Origin of the sequence: Vibrio sp. 10N.261.46.E11 (genome assembly GCF_041472735.1) — a bacterium.
Taxonomy (GTDB): domain Bacteria; phylum Pseudomonadota; class Gammaproteobacteria; order Enterobacterales; family Vibrionaceae; genus Vibrio.
In genome coordinates this window covers 26,369-47,523 of record NZ_JBFRQW010000016.1, presented here as the reverse complement: position 1 = coordinate 47,523, position 21,155 = coordinate 26,369, and the positions used below count along the sequence as shown (strand labels likewise).

Annotated in this window: 16 protein-coding genes; 6 read left to right on the top strand and 10 right to left on the bottom strand. The window is 44.7% G+C overall.

Going from position 1 to position 21,155, the window contains the following annotated elements; genetic code table 11:
• Positions 1 to 76: 76 nt before the first annotated feature.
• A complete protein-coding gene (locus AB4407_RS05195; protein ID WP_009844869.1) occupies positions 77 to 532 on the bottom strand; it encodes a methylglyoxal synthase in 456 nt (151 codons plus the stop codon).
• A gap of 61 nt (positions 533 to 593) precedes the next feature.
• The gene (torT, locus tag AB4407_RS05190; RefSeq protein WP_372119330.1) at positions 594 to 1,541 is read right to left on the bottom strand and encodes a TMAO reductase system periplasmic protein TorT; all 948 of its coding nucleotides are present in this window, start codon (positions 1,539 to 1,541) and stop codon (positions 594 to 596) included.
• On the opposite strand from torT, the gene AB4407_RS05185 reads away from it, so the two are divergent.
• Positions 1,486 to 1,650 (top strand): hypothetical protein, encoded by a 165-nt coding sequence (locus tag AB4407_RS05185; RefSeq protein ID WP_372119328.1) that lies wholly within the window; start codon positions 1,486 to 1,488, stop codon positions 1,648 to 1,650. The two genes, torT and AB4407_RS05185, sit on opposite strands and share 56 nt — an antisense overlap.
• Before the next feature lie 64 nt (positions 1,651 to 1,714).
• Complete coding sequence (torS, locus tag AB4407_RS05180; RefSeq protein ID WP_372119326.1) at positions 1,715 to 4,747, top strand: TMAO reductase system sensor histidine kinase/response regulator TorS; 3,033 nt, start codon at positions 1,715 to 1,717, stop codon at positions 4,745 to 4,747.
• 259 nt (positions 4,748 to 5,006) lie between these two features.
• Here torS and AB4407_RS05175 read toward each other — a convergent pair whose 3' ends face one another.
• The 3 genes from AB4407_RS05175 to AB4407_RS05165 all read right to left on the bottom strand — a co-directional run bounded on the left by AB4407_RS05175 (position 5,007) and on the right by AB4407_RS05165 (position 10,493).
• Entirely contained in the window at positions 5,007 to 7,361 is a 2,355-nt protein-coding gene (locus tag AB4407_RS05175; protein ID WP_372119324.1) for a fatty acid cis/trans isomerase, read from the bottom strand.
• Positions 7,362 to 7,514: 153 nt separating this feature from the next.
• A complete protein-coding gene (locus AB4407_RS05170; protein ID WP_372119322.1) occupies positions 7,515 to 9,197 on the bottom strand; it encodes a VRR-NUC domain-containing protein in 1,683 nt (560 codons plus the stop codon).
• Positions 9,198 to 9,254: 57 nt separating this feature from the next.
• Positions 9,255 to 10,493: an OFA family MFS transporter gene (locus AB4407_RS05165; RefSeq protein ID WP_372119320.1), complete on the bottom strand. Its 1,239-nt coding sequence runs from the start codon at positions 10,491 to 10,493 to the stop codon at positions 9,255 to 9,257.
• 594 nt (positions 10,494 to 11,087) lie between these two features.
• On the opposite strand from AB4407_RS05165, the gene AB4407_RS05160 reads away from it, so the two are divergent.
• Positions 11,088 to 11,468, top strand: coding sequence for a hypothetical protein (locus AB4407_RS05160; protein WP_019825798.1), 381 nt, complete (start codon positions 11,088 to 11,090; stop codon positions 11,466 to 11,468).
• Positions 11,469 to 11,641: 173 nt separating this feature from the next.
• On the opposite strand, the gene AB4407_RS05155 is transcribed toward AB4407_RS05160, so the two are convergent.
• Positions 11,642 to 11,986, bottom strand: coding sequence for a YajD family HNH nuclease (locus tag AB4407_RS05155; protein WP_372119317.1), 345 nt, complete (start codon positions 11,984 to 11,986; stop codon positions 11,642 to 11,644).
• A gap of 286 nt (positions 11,987 to 12,272) precedes the next feature.
• Between AB4407_RS05155 and yghU the strand changes: the two genes are divergently transcribed.
• Positions 12,273 to 13,130, top strand: coding sequence for a glutathione-dependent disulfide-bond oxidoreductase (yghU, locus tag AB4407_RS05150; RefSeq protein WP_372119315.1), 858 nt, complete (start codon positions 12,273 to 12,275; stop codon positions 13,128 to 13,130).
• A gap of 179 nt (positions 13,131 to 13,309) precedes the next feature.
• Positions 13,310 to 13,633 (top strand): DOPA 4,5-dioxygenase family protein, encoded by a 324-nt coding sequence (locus AB4407_RS05145; protein ID WP_372119313.1) that lies wholly within the window; start codon positions 13,310 to 13,312, stop codon positions 13,631 to 13,633.
• Between the two features lie 320 nt (positions 13,634 to 13,953).
• Here AB4407_RS05145 and fruA read toward each other — a convergent pair whose 3' ends face one another.
• From fruA to fruB, 3 genes are read right to left on the bottom strand one after another with little or no spacing between them, the layout of a single operon-like run.
• Entirely contained in the window at positions 13,954 to 15,714 is a 1,761-nt protein-coding gene (gene fruA, locus AB4407_RS05140) for a PTS fructose transporter subunit IIBC (protein ID WP_017103388.1), read from the bottom strand.
• A gap of 15 nt (positions 15,715 to 15,729) precedes the next feature.
• Positions 15,730 to 16,707 carry a 1-phosphofructokinase gene (gene pfkB, locus AB4407_RS05135; RefSeq protein WP_372119311.1) on the bottom strand — a complete coding sequence of 326 codons (978 nt, stop codon included), beginning with the start codon at positions 16,705 to 16,707 and terminating at the stop codon, positions 15,730 to 15,732.
• A 9-nt stretch (positions 16,708 to 16,716) separates the two neighbouring features.
• The gene (fruB, locus tag AB4407_RS05130; protein WP_372119309.1) at positions 16,717 to 17,847 is read right to left on the bottom strand and encodes a fused PTS fructose transporter subunit IIA/HPr protein; all 1,131 of its coding nucleotides are present in this window, start codon (positions 17,845 to 17,847) and stop codon (positions 16,717 to 16,719) included.
• A 363-nt stretch (positions 17,848 to 18,210) separates the two neighbouring features.
• On the opposite strand from fruB, the gene cra reads away from it, so the two are divergent.
• Positions 18,211 to 19,215: a catabolite repressor/activator gene (gene cra / locus AB4407_RS05125; protein ID WP_372119307.1), complete on the top strand. Its 1,005-nt coding sequence runs from the start codon at positions 18,211 to 18,213 to the stop codon at positions 19,213 to 19,215.
• A 58-nt stretch (positions 19,216 to 19,273) separates the two neighbouring features.
• Here the strand turns inward: cra and AB4407_RS05120 are convergent, their stop codons facing one another.
• A complete protein-coding gene (locus tag AB4407_RS05120) occupies positions 19,274 to 21,064 on the bottom strand; it encodes a protein kinase domain-containing protein (protein ID WP_372119305.1) in 1,791 nt (596 codons plus the stop codon).
• Positions 21,065 to 21,155 lie beyond the last annotated feature (91 nt).

The window sequence follows — 21,155 nt, the reverse complement described above, 5'->3', positions numbered from 1 at the left end:
CGTTATCTTGGCTCTTAACGAAGCGATTTGCTTAGTTCTTAGCGAAGCGATTTGCTTAGTTAAGAGCGCTGAACCATTAAGTTCGCTCAGCTAGGTACGCTTCGTAGTCTGGGATCTCAATGATCACTTCTTCTTCAAGCAGTGAAGAGTTAAACAAGAAGTTAGCGGTAGCGCGGTTGGTTGCTACAGGGATGTTCCAAACACTTGCGATACGAAGCAGTGCTTTTACGTCCGGGTCGTGTGGTACGGCATTCAATGGATCCCAGAAGAAAATCATCATATCAATTTTTCCTTCAGAGATAAGCGCACCAAGTTGTTGATCGCCGCCCATTGGGCCGCTGATCATGCTCTTGATCGCTAAGCCTGTTTCTTTACTGAGTAGAGAACCCGTCGTGCCTGTTGCATAAAGGAAGTGCTTTTGTAGTTTTTCTTTGTTCTCTTTGACCCATCTTAGTAGCTCAGGTTTGAAATGGTCATGAGCGACCAAAGCGATATTCTTATGCGTTGGCATAGTACGCGTCGTTTTTTGCATGGATGTTCCCTAAATGATTGATTCGTTTTTTATTGTTTTGAGTTCTTTAGTCAATATAGCACTAAGGATTCACACTGAATACCGGACGAAACTCAGAAGGTGACAATGAGTCAGCGATAATTTGATCTTTGAGTGTTGCTGGTGTCAGTGCCTCAATCATGGGCGCACTGTGTTGTTCATAAGGTTGACCGCGTAAGTAACTGGTGGCTTGTTTTACCGACAAGCGACCTTGTTCAACCATTTTATCTGTTGGTGCAAAAAGCACCTTGTTACGAAGCAAACCGCGGTAGGTCCCGTGACTTAGGTAACTTGAAATTAATCCAATTTCTTTGGTTTTCCCCGCAGCTCTTAGTTCGCTTATCGCAGCTTCAATCGCGACGGCACTTCCCACAATATATTTAATATCCGGCTGCTCAATGACTTGCTGTACTAGGTTTCTCTGTAGTTCTTTATCGTTATCTGCCCAATAGCTGATCGCAATTTTGATATCGCTCGACTTGATCGCATCATAAAAGCCAAGTGCAACAGGCTTTGTACCGCCACTTGCTTGAGGGCCAAGTAGCAGGGCGATAGGCGTTTCGCCGGATCCCTTTGGATGTCTTTTCGACAAAAACTCTCCGACTTGGAAGCCCATTTGATACCAGTCGACACCGACCGTGCCTTTTAATACTCTTTGTTGCTCTTTATTGACGGTTAACTCATTGACGGTGGCAAACACAGGGGTTGCTCCGACCCAGTTGGTCAGATTCTCATGGTAAGCGTCAGGCGAAACTGTGCCTAAAATAATGGCATCAGCTCCCCATTGCGTGCAAAGCACCAGTTGTGAGGCCTGTTTGGCTACGTTGGGGTAACCGCCAGCTTCCAAAACTCTAAGTTCGACTTGTTGCTTTTCTGCTTCTGAGACCATTCCGTAGTTAACCGATAACCAATAAGAGTCTTTTAGGTGCGGATAAATGGCACAAATTTTTTCTTTTCGTGATGTGGCTTCTGCCGGTCTAATTGGGCTCAAAGGCTCACTAGCACTTGCTGCAGTGGTGACTGATGCTAGTAATGAGAGAAGAATTTTTGAAGTTAAAGGTCTAGATAGCATGAATTGCCGTTTTATTGGTTTTAGATAAGAAACACAGCAAAATATAGCGTATTCTGCTTGGGTAAAGAAGAACGTTTTAAGGTTTAGAGTTTATGTTGTTAGCTTCAGCGAGTATTGGACGCAAGCTACTGGCCTCATTCTTAGTGATGGCCCTGTTGGTTTTATTGTCTGCATTGATCGGTGTTTCTGGTTTTAGCTTTGTAGCAAAGACAGAAAGAAACGTCGTCGATTCTGCTCTTCCTGCCATGATCGAAGCTCGTCAAGTGTCTGAGTTGAGTAACCGTATTATTTCGTCGGTACAAACGCTTTCTAATGCGAGAAATGAAGCAGAAAGAAAAGAAGCTGGCACTATGTTGTTCGGTCAACTTGAGTCGCTTCTTCAGCATATCAAAGAACTTGGCGTCGACAGCTTTGATTCCCAGCTTCTTAATAAACTCGAAAACAATGTCCAAAGTGTTATTAATACACTGGCTGAGTTGGGTGTGTCAGTTGAACGTAAGCTTTGGTTAAACAAGGAACTGTCTTCTCGTGTCGAAGAGATGCGGTTACTCGCGGAAGAGCTCGAACAGTTAACCCGAACCCAAGTGTTGAACACGGCCACCATCGCAGTTGCCAACGTAACACACATCTATGATCTACTAGAAACTAAGCAAACTGAGAAAGCCTACCAAGCCTTAGATGCGCTTGTTGAGGTTGACCTTGATTTGTCTGAACGCCTACATGAATTGCATTTGTTGGCGTACAAAATGCTTAATCAAATTGAAGAAACGCAGACGGTCACTAACGTTGAACGTATCCATCAAATCCAATCTGAGTTTGAATCCAACCTAAAAATCATGGCACGCCGCGTTAAAGCGGTCGAAGATCCGACTCGTTCAGCGCAGATGTCTCAGCTTCTAGAAGAACTAAGAAAACGCCAAGTCGTGTTCGATATTTCGTTAGAACAATATGAGAACACCAAGAAGTCCGAGTTTTTGATGCAAAATACGCTGGAGTTGTTCTCTCAGCTTAATACAACGGTTAACCAACTGGTTGATGATTCAAATCTAAGCACCAAAAAAGCGGTTGATGAGCTGACTAGCACGCTGAACTTGGCTCAATGGTCTTTGTCTGTGATTTCGGTTATTGGTTTGGTAATCGTCGCATTTATCGTGTGGCGAGTGGTGTATATCTCGGTGGTTAAGCGCCTAACTGAATACTCTTCAGCTTTGATGTCTATCGCTCAGGGGCGTCTGAATATCGATATCTCGGTTAAAGGTAATGATGAACTGGCTCATATGGGTGAGGCTATTATTACAGCGAGAAACACGGCACAGGCGCTACAAGTGGTTGCCGTTGGAGAAGCGAAGGCGAAACGTGAGCTCGAAGAACATAAAGAGCACTTAGAAGAGTTGGTCACCGACCGAACTTATCAACTACAAAAAACCAATGAGAAGTTGAATGTCGAGGTGGAAAATCACGCTAAGGCTCGTAATGCCGCAGAACAAGCAAGCCGTGCGAAGTCCGCTTTCCTTGCGACGATGAGCCATGAAATTCGAACACCAATGAACGGTGTATTAGGTACGGCGCGGTTACTAAAAGATACAGGGTTAGATCCTCTGCAATCGGGTTACGCTGACATCATTAACCGCAGTGGTAAGAATCTACTCGCTATTTTGAATGACGTGCTTGATTACTCAAAGATAGAAGCGGGGCATTTAGAAATACGCACGGCTTCGTTTGATCTCTACCAAATGGTTAAAGATACCTACCAACTAATGGAAGGGCGCGCTGCTGAGAAGAAACTTAATTTTGATTTCCATATTGAAAGTAACGTACAACGCTATTGGCGTGGCGACGTGACACGAATCAGTCAAATCTTGAATAATCTAGTTGGCAATGCAATTAAATTTACTGAAAGTGGTTCGGTCGATATCTTTATCAGCTTAGATATCGAAGATGAAAATCGAGTGATGTTTGAAGTCTCAGACACAGGTGTTGGCATTGATAACAACGAGCAAGCTTGTCTGTTTGATGCATTCACCCAAACCGGTAGTGGTCGTAACAAAGCTGGTGGTACAGGGCTTGGACTAGCGATCAGCAAAAGTATCATGCAGGCAATGAAGGGTGATATTGGCGTTCATTCTGAAGAAGGTGAGGGGAGCCAGTTCTGGTTTTCACTGCCACTGGAAGCTGGTGAGAAGATTGAAATGAAAGCACCGACTATTGAAGCTTGTATCCGTGCCAAAGTGTTGTTGATTGAAGATAACCCTGTTAACTGCATTGTTGCTGAAGGATTTCTGAATAACCTAGGCCATGACGTTGTGATGGCGACAACAGGAGAAGAGGCCAGAGCTATATTCAGTGAGCAGGCGTTTGATATTGCGCTGGTAGACATCAATCTACCCGATTGTGATGGCATAGAGCTGATTCAACAGTTAAAAGCGATTCTAGAACAAACGTCCACGGCTGAGCCGATAAATATACCACCTATGGTGGCGGTGTCGGCGCATGTATTCAATGAAGAAGTCGAAAGCTATTTAGCATCAGGGTTCGATGGTTTCTTGCCTAAGCCGTTGGAGAAAGAGGCTCTTTCTCAGCTCATCGTTACTCAACTCGATGGTAAAGCACTGTTGTTACCACAGCCTGATCCGAACGATGCTGTTTGCAAACAAAACTATAAACGCGTAATTGAGAGTAACAGTGATGAACGGAACGCCACACTGATGGCAGATGTATTGGCTAATCACACGGCTACCATTGATGCTCAATATGATACAACTGATTCCCGAGACAGAGGAGGTGCTCCGGTGAAATTGATTGATTCCAAAGTGATAGAGGGTGATCTGTCGATTCTTGGATTAGAGAAAATGAAACAGATCGTGGCGCTGTTTGATGAAAGCAGTGACCTGACCTTGAATGAATTAGCTGAGGCGAGTCAAGCGGATGATGGGCGAGAAGTGAAGTCCTTGGCGCACAAACTTAAAGGATCAGCGGGTAGTTTGGGTCTATCAGCACTGTACAGCTTGTGTCAGAGCATTGAAGCAAGCGAAGAACCATTATTGCAGTATCGAGATAACGACCAAGCTTTATCGGAACTAGTTAAAGACTCGTTGAAGGCACTTGTGCCCTATGTTTCAGTTTAACGATGTGAGCCTGTTTTAAGCTTATACCTAATCTGCAAGCCAAATAAAAAATCCTCTGAACGACTATTCGTCAGAGGATTTTTTATAGCATGTGTACCAATGGTTCTTTAAGAAAGACTTACCAAGATTTCAAGCAATATGGCCGACGATTAAGGTGATATGGCCGACGTTCAAGGCAATATAGCCGACGCTCGAGGCAATGTGCTCAATGTTCAAAAGCTAGAACCAAGGCCTAGCGCTTACTGGCTATCTATTTTTACTATCTATTCTCGAAACGGTTGTAATCCAATAAACCAAACTCAATCGGTTGATCTTGTTGATACCAACGGTGAACTCGGTCGCTGAATGGCCAAAACTCAGGCGAACTGCGTCGTACTGCAAACTTATCCAGCAACGCGACGTAATCTTTTTCTGTGTCCAAGCTTTGCAGTGCTTTAACCAGAGTCGGTATATCGCGCTCAGTTAATGACAGATAAGCGGCAGGGTAGCTACCTACAACCCCACGTACTAGTGTTAAGTCGTCATTGGCGTAATCTCGATTACCCTCTTCATTGAACAGGCTTGAAATGTTGCTGTGAGCGTTATTGTGAATCATGGTGAACAGCTGCTCATCGCCGTTCTCGCTTTCAATCATGATCGTCACTAATTGAGGCACATGACGCAGACCGACTCCCTTAATCAAATTCACTTGTTTGAGCAGAGCTTCGTTTTTCCGACTGAAACCTGTTTCGACAATATCAAAGCGATTATCGAGGATCGGCGCGAGCTTATCTTTGATCATATTAAGCAGTTCACGCTTAGGATTTGTCGTTTTGTATATCACGTTGGTTGGCTGGTCAAAAGGTGCAATATTACGCTGCAAGTAGTCGCTCAACTGTGAGCTTTGGTTTTCATACCAACTTGAGTGTTCAATGTGTCGTACGTCTTTTGGAAGAAGGGTCAAGAAGTTACTCTCACCCTCAAGGCGCAAGAAATCCATAAACATACGGGTAATCAGTTGGTGGCCGAAGTTACCGTAGACATCAAAACCAGCAACGAGAAGGTAATGGATACGTTCTAGAAGGGCGTAATCAAGAATCCATGCCGTCTTGGGGTGTGGGCCAACTAACCCTTGCACAACAGATGCGCTATCAAAATGTCTAAAGATGGTGAGGGCTGCATTTGGGTTGACGCCATCGCCATCCCAAATGATGTCAGTGTCCAGGTTTACGCCACTTTCAAACCATTGGTTGGTGAAGTCTGATTTGGCATTTAGGTATCGTGCTTGTTGCTTCGCGTATCTTACCCAATTAGTGACAGGAACCGTATTGCTGTCTAGCTCACTAGGTAGCTTTAAGTTTTTCTTTTGGCTCGCGTAGAAGGCGTTTATTTCTGGTAAGTCGGCTTTCTCGGGGTCAATGAAGAAAATCCAAAAACGATCGTTAATCACGTTTAGAGCAAGTTGACCTCGACACACTGGCCCTTTGATAAAGGCCATGATGGTGTTTTGTGCATTGTCCAACATGAAGTGGAAGCGCGAGTTTACTGGCAGTGCTTCAAACGACGTCATTGGATTCGCCGCTACGTCAATCGCGTAGCTAGGAAGTTGTTTGACAGCGTAATTAGCATCAACAAACCATGTATTCCAATTGTTCAGGCGCTCTTCATTTAAAGCGAAAGGCATATGTGTTTTGTGGACTATGGTGCCTTGCTCTGGAATCAGGCGATAATAAACCCGATTCACTTTTGGATCGTCATAAGGTCGACGAGTCGTAATGCGTTGTACTGCTTCGCCTGGAGGTGTTGTAGAACGAACGATCGAGAAGAAGCGTGTTGGTTGCCCTAAATCAGAAAAATAAACGTGAGATAAAAATAGGTGCTCATAGATGTAACGCGCAGAGAGTTGGCTCTTTCTCGAACTCTTATTGAGGAATTTTTCGTAGACATTAACCAGCTCTTGCTCAGCTTCGCTCAACGGAATATGGTCATTCATTAACGCGCCGTTTTCCAACCAACTCATTAAAGTCGCGTATTCCGTTTTATCTAAGTTCGGCATGCCATAAGGCATTCCCCACGTCGGGTAATCTTTTTCGTATTGAGCGTACTCTTCGATAGTCGGACACTGTTGGTCGCGATCAATCGAAAAGTCGAAACCTTCCAACTGCTTTTGGTCTGGAAGCGGATGGTTCTCTTTTTGAATCAGCATTCGAGATACAAGACCCGCATCGAGGTTGGCGGTTGAGTTTTGCATACGCTCGTTAAGCACGGGGTGGAAGTCGGCTTCACGCCACTCTTGAGTGGTCAATGCATCTTCAAATAGGCGAGTCGGGGCAGATGCCGTTAAACGCGTACCTTGATAAACGAGAGCCTTGCTTGCGCCACGATCGATACCTTCAACTGAAGACATTTTGAGTTGGCAAGGCGCATCATAACAAGCGTGACAAACCACACATCGGTTATCAATGATCGGCTTCACTTCGTTGATGAAGTGTTGTGATTGAGCCGAAAGAATAGGGGCTTGGCGATCGCGTACTTGCTGTTCACCAAACAGCTCGTCAAAGTTTAAACCCGCGTACACGGCACAACCTGAGAAGACGCTAACAAAAGCCAAGATGAAGAGTTTTTTCAAATTCATACGTATTTAAATATTAGGCATTTTCTCTAATTATATCGAAAATGCTCATGTTCTAACAATTTTGTAGACAAGATATTGATGGGGCTGAGTCACTTATCGCGTCAACCCCATAATTAAAACAAGGTTCATGTAGCTTAGCTAAGGCTCTAAGGCTTATTGATTGACGTAGCACACCGAAAAGGGAACAGACAAGCGTTCAAACTCTTTGATCCAACGCCACTGGTTGTCTTGCAATTTATCTCCCGGTCCTTTGACTTCAATCCAATGAAATTCATCCCCCTTGAAGGCAATCAAATCTGGCATCCCAGTTCGGAATAGCTTCAGGTCACTCAATATCACCTTGAAGAGATCAACAAGTAGGGTGTTTGGAATTGCAGCCATGCTGTGCTCGATGAGTGCTTTTGGGAAATGATTCCAATGAACAAAAGGATTAGCGATGCCTTGCTTGCTATCGTAAGTCTCAAGCAAATGATTCAGCCCGTGCTCGAATAGGGTTTGGAACACAGCTTCAATTTGCTCGGCTCGTTTGTCTATGAAGTCTGAGTGATACAAGTCCAGTGGCCGATGTTGGTAACGATTGATAAAAGCGCCTTCAACATCAGAGAAAATGACATCCCAGAAAGCCAAACCGAACAAGCCACACAGAAAACTGTTCTCAGAAAAATAGACATCCCAACCTTGGCATTCAAAGTGCTGCTTTACTGCAAGCTCAACTCTGGTTTGGCTAAGGTCTAATACCAGTTTTATCTCTTTGCAGTTTGGTTTTATGGCACGTGAAACTTTGTGGCCCTGCTTTCCTAATAACTTTTGTTTTCGCAGTAGCCTCTGTTCAAGCTTAGCTGCGACCTCAAGCTCTGACACATCCGATGGATTCTCTTGCATTTTCGTGACAATGTCACACATTAAGTCTAACTCGTCTTGTTTGTCATAGATGCGCGCAAGTCGTTCTCTGCTCGGAGAAAGTATTGATTGCTTGAACCAAAAGACAGCTTGGTCATTTTGATTAAGCCTTTCTAGATCGCGCGCGAGGTCGTTGATCAATCGCGATCGTTTTCTAGCAATACTTTTGTGCTCTGATTCTTCGGGTATCGAGTGCAGAAGGTGCTCAATAAACTCAGGGTCTTTACGATCACCTTCGTAATATTGGTGTTGAATTTCACGCATCTGAAGCAATTGATTGAGCTGTTCTCTAGCGGTGAAGAACCGACGTTGTTTGCTTAACGGGTAGTTTTCAAAGGTGTTGAGTCCAAGGTCGCTTAACACGAACTGGCTTAGGTCTTGGTAAGTATTGGCAAAAAAGAGCAACAGTAATACATCAATCACCTGAGATTCGACCACGAAAATGCAATCGAACGATAGGCTTTGGAACTGATCAAAAACTTGTGATTCAAGCAACGCTAACAGTTGGTCTTTTTTAGCAGATTTATTGCTCTTAAGAGATGGGAATACATTAAGCAGCTCTGGCTTGGTGAGCAGGTTCAATCCAAGTTCGAGCTGGGTAATTTCCAAGTCATGCTGGTCCGTTGGGTGACTTAACGTAATGAAGCGTGATGAGTTTAGCTCTTGTAATGCAGTATCGATATTTGGGATTTCAACATAAGTGAGCTTGTCACTGCGAAACCAGCAGCCTTTACGAGAAAGTAAACGCACCATTAAGCATTGGCTTGCAACAGAAAGACGTTTGTATTCAGATAACCAACGGCACTCATCGTCACTCAGAAGATCAGGGTAGAGCGTTTGCGCGTGTTCAACCAGTCGATTGAAGTTGTCGAGATAATAAGTAGGGGAGAGCTGAGGAGTGGTTTCTATCGTCAATGGAGAAGTCGCTTGATCCAAAAAGAGCCTAACCCTAAGGTTAAGCTCTTCAGTAACAAATTCAATCTTTTCTGATGATTAAGCTTGTGATGCTTTTAGTTCAGCAACTTTAGCTTCAGAGATTGGCTTAGTGATGATTGCTAGAACAATACACACTGCCATCATAACTGCAGAGATTGTGTAAGCTAGGCCGTAACCTTCGCCGTTTGCCATTGAGAAACCAACAACTGCTGCACCGATAGCGCCGCCGATACCCCATGCCGTGTAAAGCACGCCGTAGTTAGTACCGTAGTTTTTCAGGCCGTAGAATTCAGCAGTTAGTGTTGGGAATACTGCTAGAAGCGTACCGTAACCAACAGCTGCGATTGCCGTACCAATGATTAGCGTGAATTCAGAGTTGAACGTAGCAAATAGAGCCATGTTCGCGCCTTGAAGGATGAACGCTAGAAGTAGAGTACGTACACCACCGATTTTATCTGCAAGCATACCCGCAGCAACACGGCCGCCTGAGTTGAATACTGCAAGGATAGACGCTAGGTAAACAGCGTTTGGCAGGTTAGCTTGAACGCTAGCGATTGTAGTGATGTTACCGATGATCATTAGACCAACAGATGCAGCAAATGCGTACATGATCCATAGAGAGTAGAACTGAGGAGTCTTCAGCATTACTTTCCACGTTAGGTCTTCAGTCTTCTTAACCGCTTTAGGTGCTTGGCCTGCTTTTACTTTAGGCTCAGCTGGCGTGTAATCCGCTGGTGGGTTGTTGATTGTTGCTGCTAGAGGTACTGCGATTGCAAGTACACCAACACCAAGAATCATAAAGCTTGTTTGGATACCCATGCTGTCGATTAGCGCAGAAGTTAGTGGTGCTAGGTAAATAGCTGCAAGACCGAAGCCCGCTGCGATTAGACCGTTTACCATACCTTTCTTAGAAGAGTGGAACCACTTCATTGCTGATGGAGAAAGACATGCGTAACCGAAGCCGATACCAGCACCTGTCATAATACCGAACGTGATGTTCAGCATCATAGGCGTTGTAGCGAAACCAGAAGCAATCATGCCTAGGCCTGTTAGAGCCGTACCTAGGATTAGGATCTTACGTGGACCCATACGGTCTTGTAGGATGCCTGCAACAAGAAGACAAACAGAGAATGTGATAGTTGCAATAGCGTAAGGTGAAGATGCTTCAGCAGCACTCCAACCAGCTTCAGTGACTAGCGCTTTGTTAAATACACTCCAAGCATACAGGATGCCAAGACAAAGGTTGATACAGAAGCCTGCTAGCAGGATACGTGTTGCTTTATCAATCTTGCTCATTTTTATTCTCAGTTTTGTCATCGGTTCGTGGAGAGCCACTTAACTAAAGACGGGTTATTGTGATTGTTTCTTCAAAATTAGTTTGCGTTTATCAACAGACAACGCAAAAGAGCGCGGATTATAACCAATAAAAATGTGATTGGAATCTCTTTTTCCATTTTCGGTAAATTAAATTCAGTTTGTTAATAGGTTGTTTTTTGTTGGTTTTTAAAATGTATTCAACACCTTTCTGTTTTGTTCTTTTTCGCTCTGTTTTCTTATTATTTCAGGGCTTTTGAGGTGATGGTTTTTGAATAGACACGTATTCCGTGCGGATATCACAGAGTTACAAATAATTTTAATTAATTTCCAAGGTTAAATTTGTGTAACAAAATAAATCGAAACGGCGCTTTGTTCATATGAGACAAGGAGTAACGGAGTTTTATTAAAAACAGAATGTTAATCAATTGTTAAGGGTGCTTTTTGCTGGTACTTTTGCTTACATTTTGTTCGATCGGAGGGGTTGTGTTGTCTCTAAAAAGTGGGAAAATAGTATGCAAACTGAGATTCCAAATTTGAAAGGATGCGTTTCCAACTTATGGTGAGGCGAGTATTATGAAACTGTTTTTAATTTTATTGATGTCAATTTCTGGTGGTGTAGCGGCAGCTGACCATATTCACTCTTTCCTATTCGGCTTCTATGTTGCGGCTCTAGCAGTTGGTAGTTGCTACTGGCTTGCATTCCGCAGTACGCGTTTCCCACAGTTGGCATTAGTGCTATTGATGTGTGGCTTTTTTGCGAAAATTGCAGTGACTGTTATCGGTGTTTCCTGGGGTATCTCGAACGATATCATTCAATCGCCGTTCATTTTCTCATTGTCATACCTGTTCTTCTTAGTGGTTGTGTCTTACGTTTGGTTTGCGTACCGCGATAAGCTGACGATGAAAAAACGCGCTAAACAGGTAGAAGAGTCTCGTAAACAAGCGGCAGCATAATTCGATTTATTTCTTAAAGAGCCTTCTTCGGAAGGCTTTTTTGAGCCTGCTTACCTGAACTCTATTGTTTGGTTATGATGGCAGATAAAAGAAACCCCAGTATGGGGACATACTGGGGTTTCTTGTTATTTATCTAGCAGTTACCATCTACAAAAGACAGTCCTGAAAATGTGTTACTTCTTCATCATTTTTGCGAGGTCGGCGAACGGGTTGTGTGTCGCTGATTGGTGATCATCTAAAGTCGCTTTTGCATCCACACCATAACGCTCATGGTCTGTGTATTTTGAATGCTCATGATCGTGACAGTACAGACATAATAGCTCCCAATTACTGCCATCTTCAGGGTTGTTTGTATGGTCGTGATCCACGTGGTGAACGGTCAGCTCTCTTAAGTTCGAGTAAACGAATTCACGCGCGCACTTACCACAAACCCATGGGTACAGTTTTAGTGCCTTTTCGCGATAGCCTTTCTCTTGTCGAGCATACGCTGCACTCGAACCTGTGTAATCTGAAGACATTGCCAAATTCCTATTTATTGTAATGCCCCGATTTTATCACAGCTTTCTGGAACGGGTAGGGCTGTCGTTGCTAAATGGTGCAGTAGATTAACCAACATTGAATGAGGTTCGAAATCAGGTGCGAATAGATGCCTACCTTTGACATGAGCCATCTCGTAAATCAGGTTATGTCTTTCTGGAATAAGCCATGCTTAACAGTTTGAAAATAAATCGTGTTCAGGGGTTTTAACCTAATGTCTGTGACCTAATATCAGTCTGTGAGACCCTATATAAATAAGGAAACATCATGTCAGAACAATACACTCCGCCAAAAGTTTGGGTTAACGATACTGCTGGTGGTAACAAGTGGGCAAATATCAATAGTCCTGAATCTGGCGCTCGCTTTGATAAAGACCTCCCTGTGGGTGAACACGCCTTGCAACTGTATTCTCTAGGTACGCCTAACGGTCAGAAAGTCACTATCATGCTTGAAGAGCTGTTAGCTGCGGGTGTTAAAGAAGCTGAATATGATGCGTACTTGATCAACATTGGTGAGTCAGACCAATTCTCTTCGGGCTTTGTTGATGTAAATCCAAATTCGAAGATCCCAGCGCTGCTCGATAAATCAGGCAACGAAGATGTGAATGTATTCGAATCGGCTTCTATCTTGATGCACTTAGCTGAAAAGTTTGGTCACTTCTTGCCGAAAGAAGGGGCTGCGAGAACACAAGCCATAAATTGGTTGTTCTGGGCGCAAGGTTCAGCACCTTTCCTTGGTGGTGGTTTTGGTCACTTCTACGCTTATGCAGATGAAAAGCAAGAGTATCCAATCAACCGTTTTGCGATGGAAGCTAAGCGTCAATTAGACGTGTTAGACAAGCAACTCGCCAATAGCACTTTCGTTGCGGGCGAAGAGTTCAGCATTGCTGATATCGCAATTTGGCCTTGGTATGGCAACCTTGTATTAGGCAATCTTTATGATGCTGCAGAGTTCTTACAAGTTGAGTCTTACACCAACGTTATGCGCTGGGCTAAACAACTAGAGGCGCGCGAAGGTTTTCAACGAGGCCGAGTGGTTAACCGTTCATTTGGCGAAGAGTGGGAGCAAGTGCCAGAGCGCCATTCTGCTGAAGATATTGATTCGGTATTGAAGCTCAAGCCTTAGTCGTTCCAAGCACCAACTCACTGTAAATAACTAGAGTTTGTGTTCGATTGTTTCGAATCACAGGCTCTAGTTTTTTGTTTTTATCGGCCCTCACCAATCAAGTACACCTATTAAGACTTAGCTATTGAATGCGGTTTAGGTATAAAATCTGCGACATCATAATTCTAAAGGATGGTGCCATGTACCACGGTCATATCTATTTCCCTCTGCGATTTGCAGAGCAGGCAGAAACACTGCGTCAGAAAATTCTATCGGAACGTAAAGATGTATTAGAGGTTTTTCCACTAATACAGCGTTTGGTTGGCCCACATAAGATGCCGATGTTTGAGATTCACTTTGCGAACAAAGAGTCGGGCATTGTGGAATGGCTTGAAAAAGAACGCGGTGACATGTCGGTGTTGATTCACCCAGTAACCGGCGGTGAAGAAACTCTAGACCATACAGTACGTGCGACTTGGCTTGGTCGTGAGCTGGGTGTGTTTGAAGAAACGTTGACTAGCTAATTTTAATCCTGCGCCCGACAGTTTGCGAGCTTAATAAACAGTGCGTCTAGAATAAACATAAGTTAATCAATGTTTCTGCTGTCGGGTGAATTATCGCAGGTTCCCACCTCGATAAACTTTACTCTCTCAGTCATAAACCTCTCCGAAGTTCATTTATTATCCTTTGTGGAACCTGCCGGTTTTAACCCCCCTAAGACAACGAATAATAAAAAGGCTCCTTAATCTAGGAGCCTTTGTTTTACTAAGGAACAGTTTAGCAAGGAACTGTTCTATCAAGAGCCTCTGTTCGTCAGCTTTAACCGTTAAACAGAGTAGGGGGATTAAGCTTCTGCAGTCACTTTAGAATCGCTCATCTTTTTAAGAGCGGCGTAACCAAAACCTGTTACCGCTGTACCTGCTGCAATCGCCACTAGATACATAAGCACTGGAGAGATAGCGCCAGGAATTAGCAGTACGAACAAGCCGCCGTGTGGAGCCATTAGTTGTGCACCAAACATCATTGATAGAGCGCCCGTTAGTGCGCCACCTGCCATACATGCTGGGATAACACGCATTGGGTCTTTCGCTGCGAATGGGATTGCACCTTCAGAGATGAAACATAGTCCAAGAACGAATGATGCTTTACCTGCTTCGCGCTCGCCTGCTTCAAACTTGTCTTTCACTAGGAAAGTTGCAAGGCCCATACCTAGAGCTGGAACCATACCAGCAGCCATGATTGCTGCCATTGGTGCGTAAGTTTGCGAAGCCAGTAGACCAACACCGAATGTGTAAGCTGCTTTGTTTACTGGGCCACCAAGGTCGAAACACATCATTGCGCCTAGAATCACACCCAGAAGAATCGCATTAGACGTTCCCATGTTGTTTAGGAAGTCTGTCATTGCGCTCATCACGCCTGAAACAGGGCCACCAACGATGTAAATCATGACCAAACCAGTGAACAAACTCGCGATAAACGGAATGATCAGAATTGGTTTGAGGGCTTCCATGGATTGTGGAAGTTGAACCTTGTCGGCAATGAATTTTGCTGCGTAACCCGCAATGAAACCCGCTGCGATACCACCTAGGAAACCTGCGCCTGTTGAGCTAGCCAACATACCGCCGATTAGACCTGGAGCCAGACCTGGACGGTCAGCAATAGAGAATGCAATGAAACCAGCAAGAACAGGAATCATCAGTGCGAATGCAGAACCACCACCGATAGTCATCAATGCTGCTGCTAATGTGCCTTCTTCTTTAAACGCTTCGATACCGAATACGAAAGACAGTGCGATGATCAAACCACCGGCAACAACCACAGGAAGCATGTGAGATACACCTGTCATTAGGTGCTTGTACACACCTTTCTTCTCATCAGCAGGCGCTGAATTTGAAGACGCTGTGTGCTGGTATGGCTTAGCTTCAGCGAATGCTTTTTCCATCTCTTGCTTTGTTTTCTTCAAAGCAGGACCTGTTGTCGTTTTGTATAGCGCTTTGCCGTTAAAGCGATCCAGTGGAACGTCGATGTCGGCAGCGATGATAACAAGATCAGCGTCTGCGATTTCTTGGTCTGTCAGTTGGTTTTTCGCACCTACAGAGCCGCGAGTTTCCACTTTGATTTGGTGACCTAGGCGTTTGCCTTCTGCTTCCAGCGCTTCAGCAGCCATAAAGGTGTGCGCAACACCAGTCGGGCAAGCGGTAATAGCTACGATCTTTTTGCTGCCTGTACTTGCTGTTGTAGAAGAGTTTGCTGAAGTACCAGTAATTTCCACTGTAGTCTCAACTTGAGAAGCGTCTAATACTGTTGCTTCTGCTACCGCTTTCTCTAGAAATGCTTTTGCATCGGCTGTGCATTCAGAGATAGCTGCTTGGTACACTTTTTTGCCAACAAAGCGCGCTTTATCAACGTTTGTGTTGGCAGCAATAACAACAACGTCGCTGCTGTCGATCGTGTCTTGTGATACTGGAGAGTTAGGTAATACGCTAGATTGACATTCAATAGCGGCGTTCCAACCCAGTGTTTTTGAAGCTTGCTCTAACAAGCCTGCTGCGATGATGCTGTTTGCTACGCCACTTGGGCAAGCTGTGATGATGGTAATATTCATAATAATCCCTTTGTCCTATTTACTTGTGTCTAACTGACTAGTTGGAGCACTAAGCGCCTGTAATTGGATATTTTGTCGTACTGAATCCAGCTCTTGTTGGCTGGTTACACCCACACCTACCTGTGAAACTGCTAGAGCAGATAGGGCGGTTGCGAATTGAATAAGTTCTGGTTTTGGCATCTGTTGCATGTGACCCCAACATAGGCCAGCAACTAAGGTGTCACCTGCACCTACCGTGCTTACTACTTGCATGCGCGGAGGTTGAGCGTGTAACCACTCACCTTGGTTAAGCCACATCACACCTTCAGCACCAAGTGACACAACGATGTTATCGATGCCTTTTTCACTTAGGGCTTGGCCTGCGTGTTGGCATTGGTCGCGTGTAGTTAGTTCGGCGTTGAATAACTGAGATAGCTCTTCATCGTTTGGCTTGACCAGCCATGGTTGTGCATCGAGCCCCGCTTTAAGTGCATCACGGCTGCTGTCGAATAACACTTTCTTGCCCATATCGTGAAGTTTCTGAATCCACGATGCGCATAACATAGGTGAAATGCCCTGAGGTAAGCTGCCTGCAATCACGAAATATTCGTGGTCTTCAGCTAACCCGAATAGAGTGCGCTCAAACTGCTCGATGGCAATCGGTGTTACCGCTACGCCAGGGAAGTTGATGTCGCTAACTTGACCACTTTCTTCTACTAACTTCACGTTGATGCGAGTTGCGCCGTCGACACGAATAAAGCGGTCAGTTGCGCCCATCTGTTCGAACAGTTGGCAGAACGGTTCTTCGTTATTGCGACCAAGGAAACCTGTTACGGTGACTTTAGCGCCAAGCTCTGAAAGTACTTTTGCTACGTTTACGCCTTTACCCGCTGCATGCAGTGAGCTTTTGTTCACCAAGCTAACTGAACCTACGTTTAGCACATCGATGCTACCTGTCAGATCTAGAGCAGGGTTTAGGGTTACGGTAACGGCTTTGATTTGTTTATCAGACATATCGATTTCCTAACCTTCGCCAAGGCCAGAAGCGATAGCTTTGCCAATAGACTCAAGTGCTTGAACTGCATCTTCACCTTCAGCAACAAACTGAAGCTGATGGCCGTGTTTAACGCCAAGCGCGATTACTTTCATCAAGCTCTTCGCGTTCACTTCTTTTCCATCGCCATCTAGGTTTGATACGCGGATAGTTGATTCGAACTTCTTCGCTTCAGCGACTAGCATTGCGCCCGGACGAGCGTGTAGGCCGTGTGCATTTTTGATTTTGAATACCGCGCAGTTGTCGTCTTGAGAAGCTGTAGAAACCGCTTCACCTTTTAGAAGGCCAATCACTTGTGCTGCGTCAGCGGTTAACAGTTGTTGCTGTTTACCTTCGAAAACCATCTTGCTTAGGTTTGCCAGAATAGATTGGTGAGCGCTGTTACAAGCAGCAAATGCCACCAATGCTTTAACTGGTGTGCCTTCGTATTCGCAATCGTTCGCTGTTGAAACGAAAGATACGCCAGTGCGAGTTACGCCTTTATCGCTGCCCAACAACCACAAGCCTTGGCCTAGGTGAGTCGGTGTTTTTGTTACTAAGTCAGCAACGAATGCATTGTCTGTGCAACCTGTGTTCTTAAGTAGGCCGCCCGCAACTGCCGACATTTGAATCATGTCGCTTGCAGGGAACAGCAGCTGAACTAAAGAAGCGTCTAGGTCTGCTTCTAGCTGAACTTCGCCATTAAGTAGGGCGATGATTTCGTCTTCTGATTTTGCTTGCTTTAATTTCTCTTCAACACCGTCTGCCGCTAGCACTTTGGTCAGTTGCTTAAGAATGCCTAAGTGCTCATCAGATTTAGCTGCAATACCAATCGCAACGTAAACACGGTTGCCGTCTGCCCAATCAATACCTTCAGGGAAGTGGTGTACCGCAACGCCTGTCTCTTTCACTAGACCACGAGTATCCGTCGTTCCGTGTGGAATCGCGATGCCGTTACCTAGGAACGTAGAGTTCTGGTTTTCACGGTTCAGCATTCCTTCAACGTAACCAGAGTCAACTAAACCTTTAGCTGTTAGGTCGCCAGCAATGTTTTGGATTGCTTGGAACTTATCATTGGCCGTTTGGCCTAGAGTAATGTTAGATTTTGATAATTTAAGCATGGTGCCTCTTTAGCGTATCGCTTGAGAATTTGTGTATCGCTACGATTCAGTCTAGAGCAATATTTGCCCGTTGTTTTATGCTTGCTGAATCGGTTCAGCATTCAGTGTAAAAAAATTCAGCAAAGCCGATTTTGGTTTTCAAAATAGTTTTGCTGCGTGTCGTAATTCCAGTTTCGTTAATAACAAGAAGCTGAATCACGACAAATGACGCTCAATCCATTCAAAAGGATGATTGAAGTCACTTTTAAGATTTTGCTGAATCCTTTCAGCTTTTATACTGAATCGATTCAGCATATAATTCAACTAATCTAGGGATCAGATCATTCGTTATATGATCCTACGCACAAAATACAGGTCACTCATATGACACTTGATGAAATCGCTAAGTTGGCTGGAGTATCGAAAACCACTGCCAGTTATGTCATCAACGGCAAGGCGCAGAAATACAGAATCAGTGAAAAGACTCAACAGAAAGTCATGGCGGTTGTAGAAGAATATAATTACCGTCCAGACCATGCCGCTTCGTCGTTGCGCGCTGGTAATAGCCGTTCATTTGGTTTGATTATTCCGGATCTGGAAAACAGCAGTTACGCGCGTTTGGCAAAATTGATAGAGCAGAATTCACGCAAAGTGGGCTACCAGATATTGATTGGTTGTTCTGATGATGATGCTGAAACCGAACGAAAAGTGGCTGAAGCTTTGGTAAGTCGTCGTATTGATGCCTTGCTGGTTGCGAGCTCAATGCCAGACGCCAACGAGTTCTACTTAAAGTTGCAAAACTCAGGAACGCCTGTGATCGCAATTGACCGTCCGTTAGATGATGAGCACTTTGCTTGCGTACTCAGTGAAGATTTTGAAGCCGCGTTTGAACTGACGCATTCGATTCTTGATGACAGTATTCATAGTGTTGGTTTGATAGGTGCACTTCCTGATCTCAATATCTCACGCGAACGTCACCTAGGTTTTGAAGCGGCGAATAAAGCACATACTCAACAAACAGGACTGACAGAAAACAAGCCGATGGTTGTGGGGTATGGTGAGCACTTTGATAGAGAATCTGGACGTGAGGTTTTTGAAGAGTGGATAGCTAAAGGCACAGTTCCAGATGCGATCGTGACTATGTCTTACACCTTATTAGAGGGTGTGCTGGATGTGATGGTCGAAAAACCAGAGCTGATCAATCAAGTCAAATTGGCAACCTTTGGTGATAACCGACTGCTCGACTTCTTGCCATTTAAAGTCCATTCACTGCCTCAGCAGTTTGAAGTGATTGCCGATAGTGCTTTTGCCTTGGCGTTAAATGCATCAGCTAAGCGTTACCAAGCGGGTATTGAACTCGTGCCGAGAAGTTTAGTGAGACGAGGCTAATTCCAGTTAGTTTAAACAAGCTAGGTTAGATTTGGACACTTAGCTCGAACTTGGACACTTAACTTGAATTAAGCAATAAGCCAAACTCTACAATGGCAACAATGCCGAGCAACAAAGCCAACACCTTCCAAAACTGGATTGGGTTTCGGTTTATCAAAGGTTGCTTGGCTTGGCTTTTGACCAAGCTTTGGTTTGGCGTGTAAAGGTCTGCCACAAAATCCCCCAACACTTGATGACGTTCGCTTGGTGATTCCGCGCAGGCTTTTTGTAATACCAAATCCACCCAGCTTGGTAAGTCAGCTCGTTTCTGTGTGATGGGTTGGTATTCCCACTGATGATGACGAGATTGCTTAAGTGATTGTGCGGTCATTTCAGAGTAGGGCAATTCACAGGTTAGCATCTCATAGCCGATCACAGCGATAGAGAACAAATCTGAGGTGGTTGTCGCGGTGCTATGTTTGATGGTCTCTGGCGCAATGTAATTGACCGCACCTAATGGAGTGTCGTCTTTGTCTGCGAGCTCTCCTTCTTCAAGTCCTCTCACTAATACAGCGCCGAGATCGATGATTTTTATCTCACCATCACGTTGAAGCATGATGTTCTCGGGCTTTAAATCTCGGTGCACCATGTCTGCGCGTTGTAATACTCGAATGCCTTGCGTGATCTTTTCTAATATTTCGCGCACTTCATTGAGTGACGGTTTTGGATTGTCGTACATCCATTGTCTTAGCGTGATGCCTTCAACCCATTCGCAGATTTGATATAAGAATTGCGAGTTCTCTGGCGTTGGGTAGACCTTCATTACTTTCTTATTGTTCAGTAAGATCCCCGCCCATTGTTCATTAAAGAAGGCTCTCAGTTGCGACGGGCTATCGTGGTATTGAACGGAAGGGACTTTTAGCACGAACTCGGTTTGTGTCTCTTTCTGCATCACACGATACACATGGCTTATAGAGCCTGCATACAACACCTCAAGTACCATAAAGTTGTCGATACTTTGCCCGAGCTTTAAAGCGGGTGGGATAGCACGTTTAGCCAGTTTTTCATGGAACTCGATGAGCGAAGGTGTAGGTAGGTGACTGACCTGCACAATCAAGCAGCTCACGTTGTCTGAACTGTTGTGGCTTAAAGCGGTGTTACAGATCGTTTGTGCGGCGTATTCGAAATCCGCTCCAGGTCTATTGATGTGTTCTTTGAAAGTATTGGGAGCAACAAATTCATGCACGCCGTCAGAAGTCAGGATAAAGCAGTCGTCTTTCTTGATAGGCAGGGTTTGGTAGTCAACGTTGAGTTGATTATCCATCCCCAAAGCTCGCGTTAGGTAATGCTTCTGCCCCATATTTTTACGGGTGTGGTCGCGGGTCAGTTGGCGTAATTCTCCATCTCTGAGTAAGTAAATGCGACTGTCGCCAACGTGGAATATATGTGCGGTGTTCGATTTTAATATCACGCTGCTGAACGTCGAAACGAGGGCATTGTGGTTCACTTGTTGCGCGGGATGAATATTAGAAACAGACGTGTTGAAGAGCCAAGAATTGAGTGAGGTTAAGACCTTTTGTGCCGAACGTTGAATGCTCCAGCTATTTGGAGTGGCGTAATAGTCGTCGATAAACTGCATCACGCTGGTGTGACTGGCTTTCTGGCCGTGTTCACTGCAACTTGCCCCGTCTGCTATACAAGCAACGCTGCCTTTTAGCTCTTGCTCAGTACGAGTTTTGGGGTGCTTTACAATGATGGCGTCTTGGTTTTCATCACGTATGCCTTTATTCGAATAGCCGCCAAACTTCAAAGTCAGTTGGTTATTGGATTCTGGCGTGACGACTTGCCCTTGGCTGAATGAAATTGTCATAACTGGTCTTCTTTTAACTGTTCTTCTTCCCGCTTCCTTGACAGAACATCCTAGGAAGAACAAAAGCTCTAGTGAACGTAGAGCCTTTGAA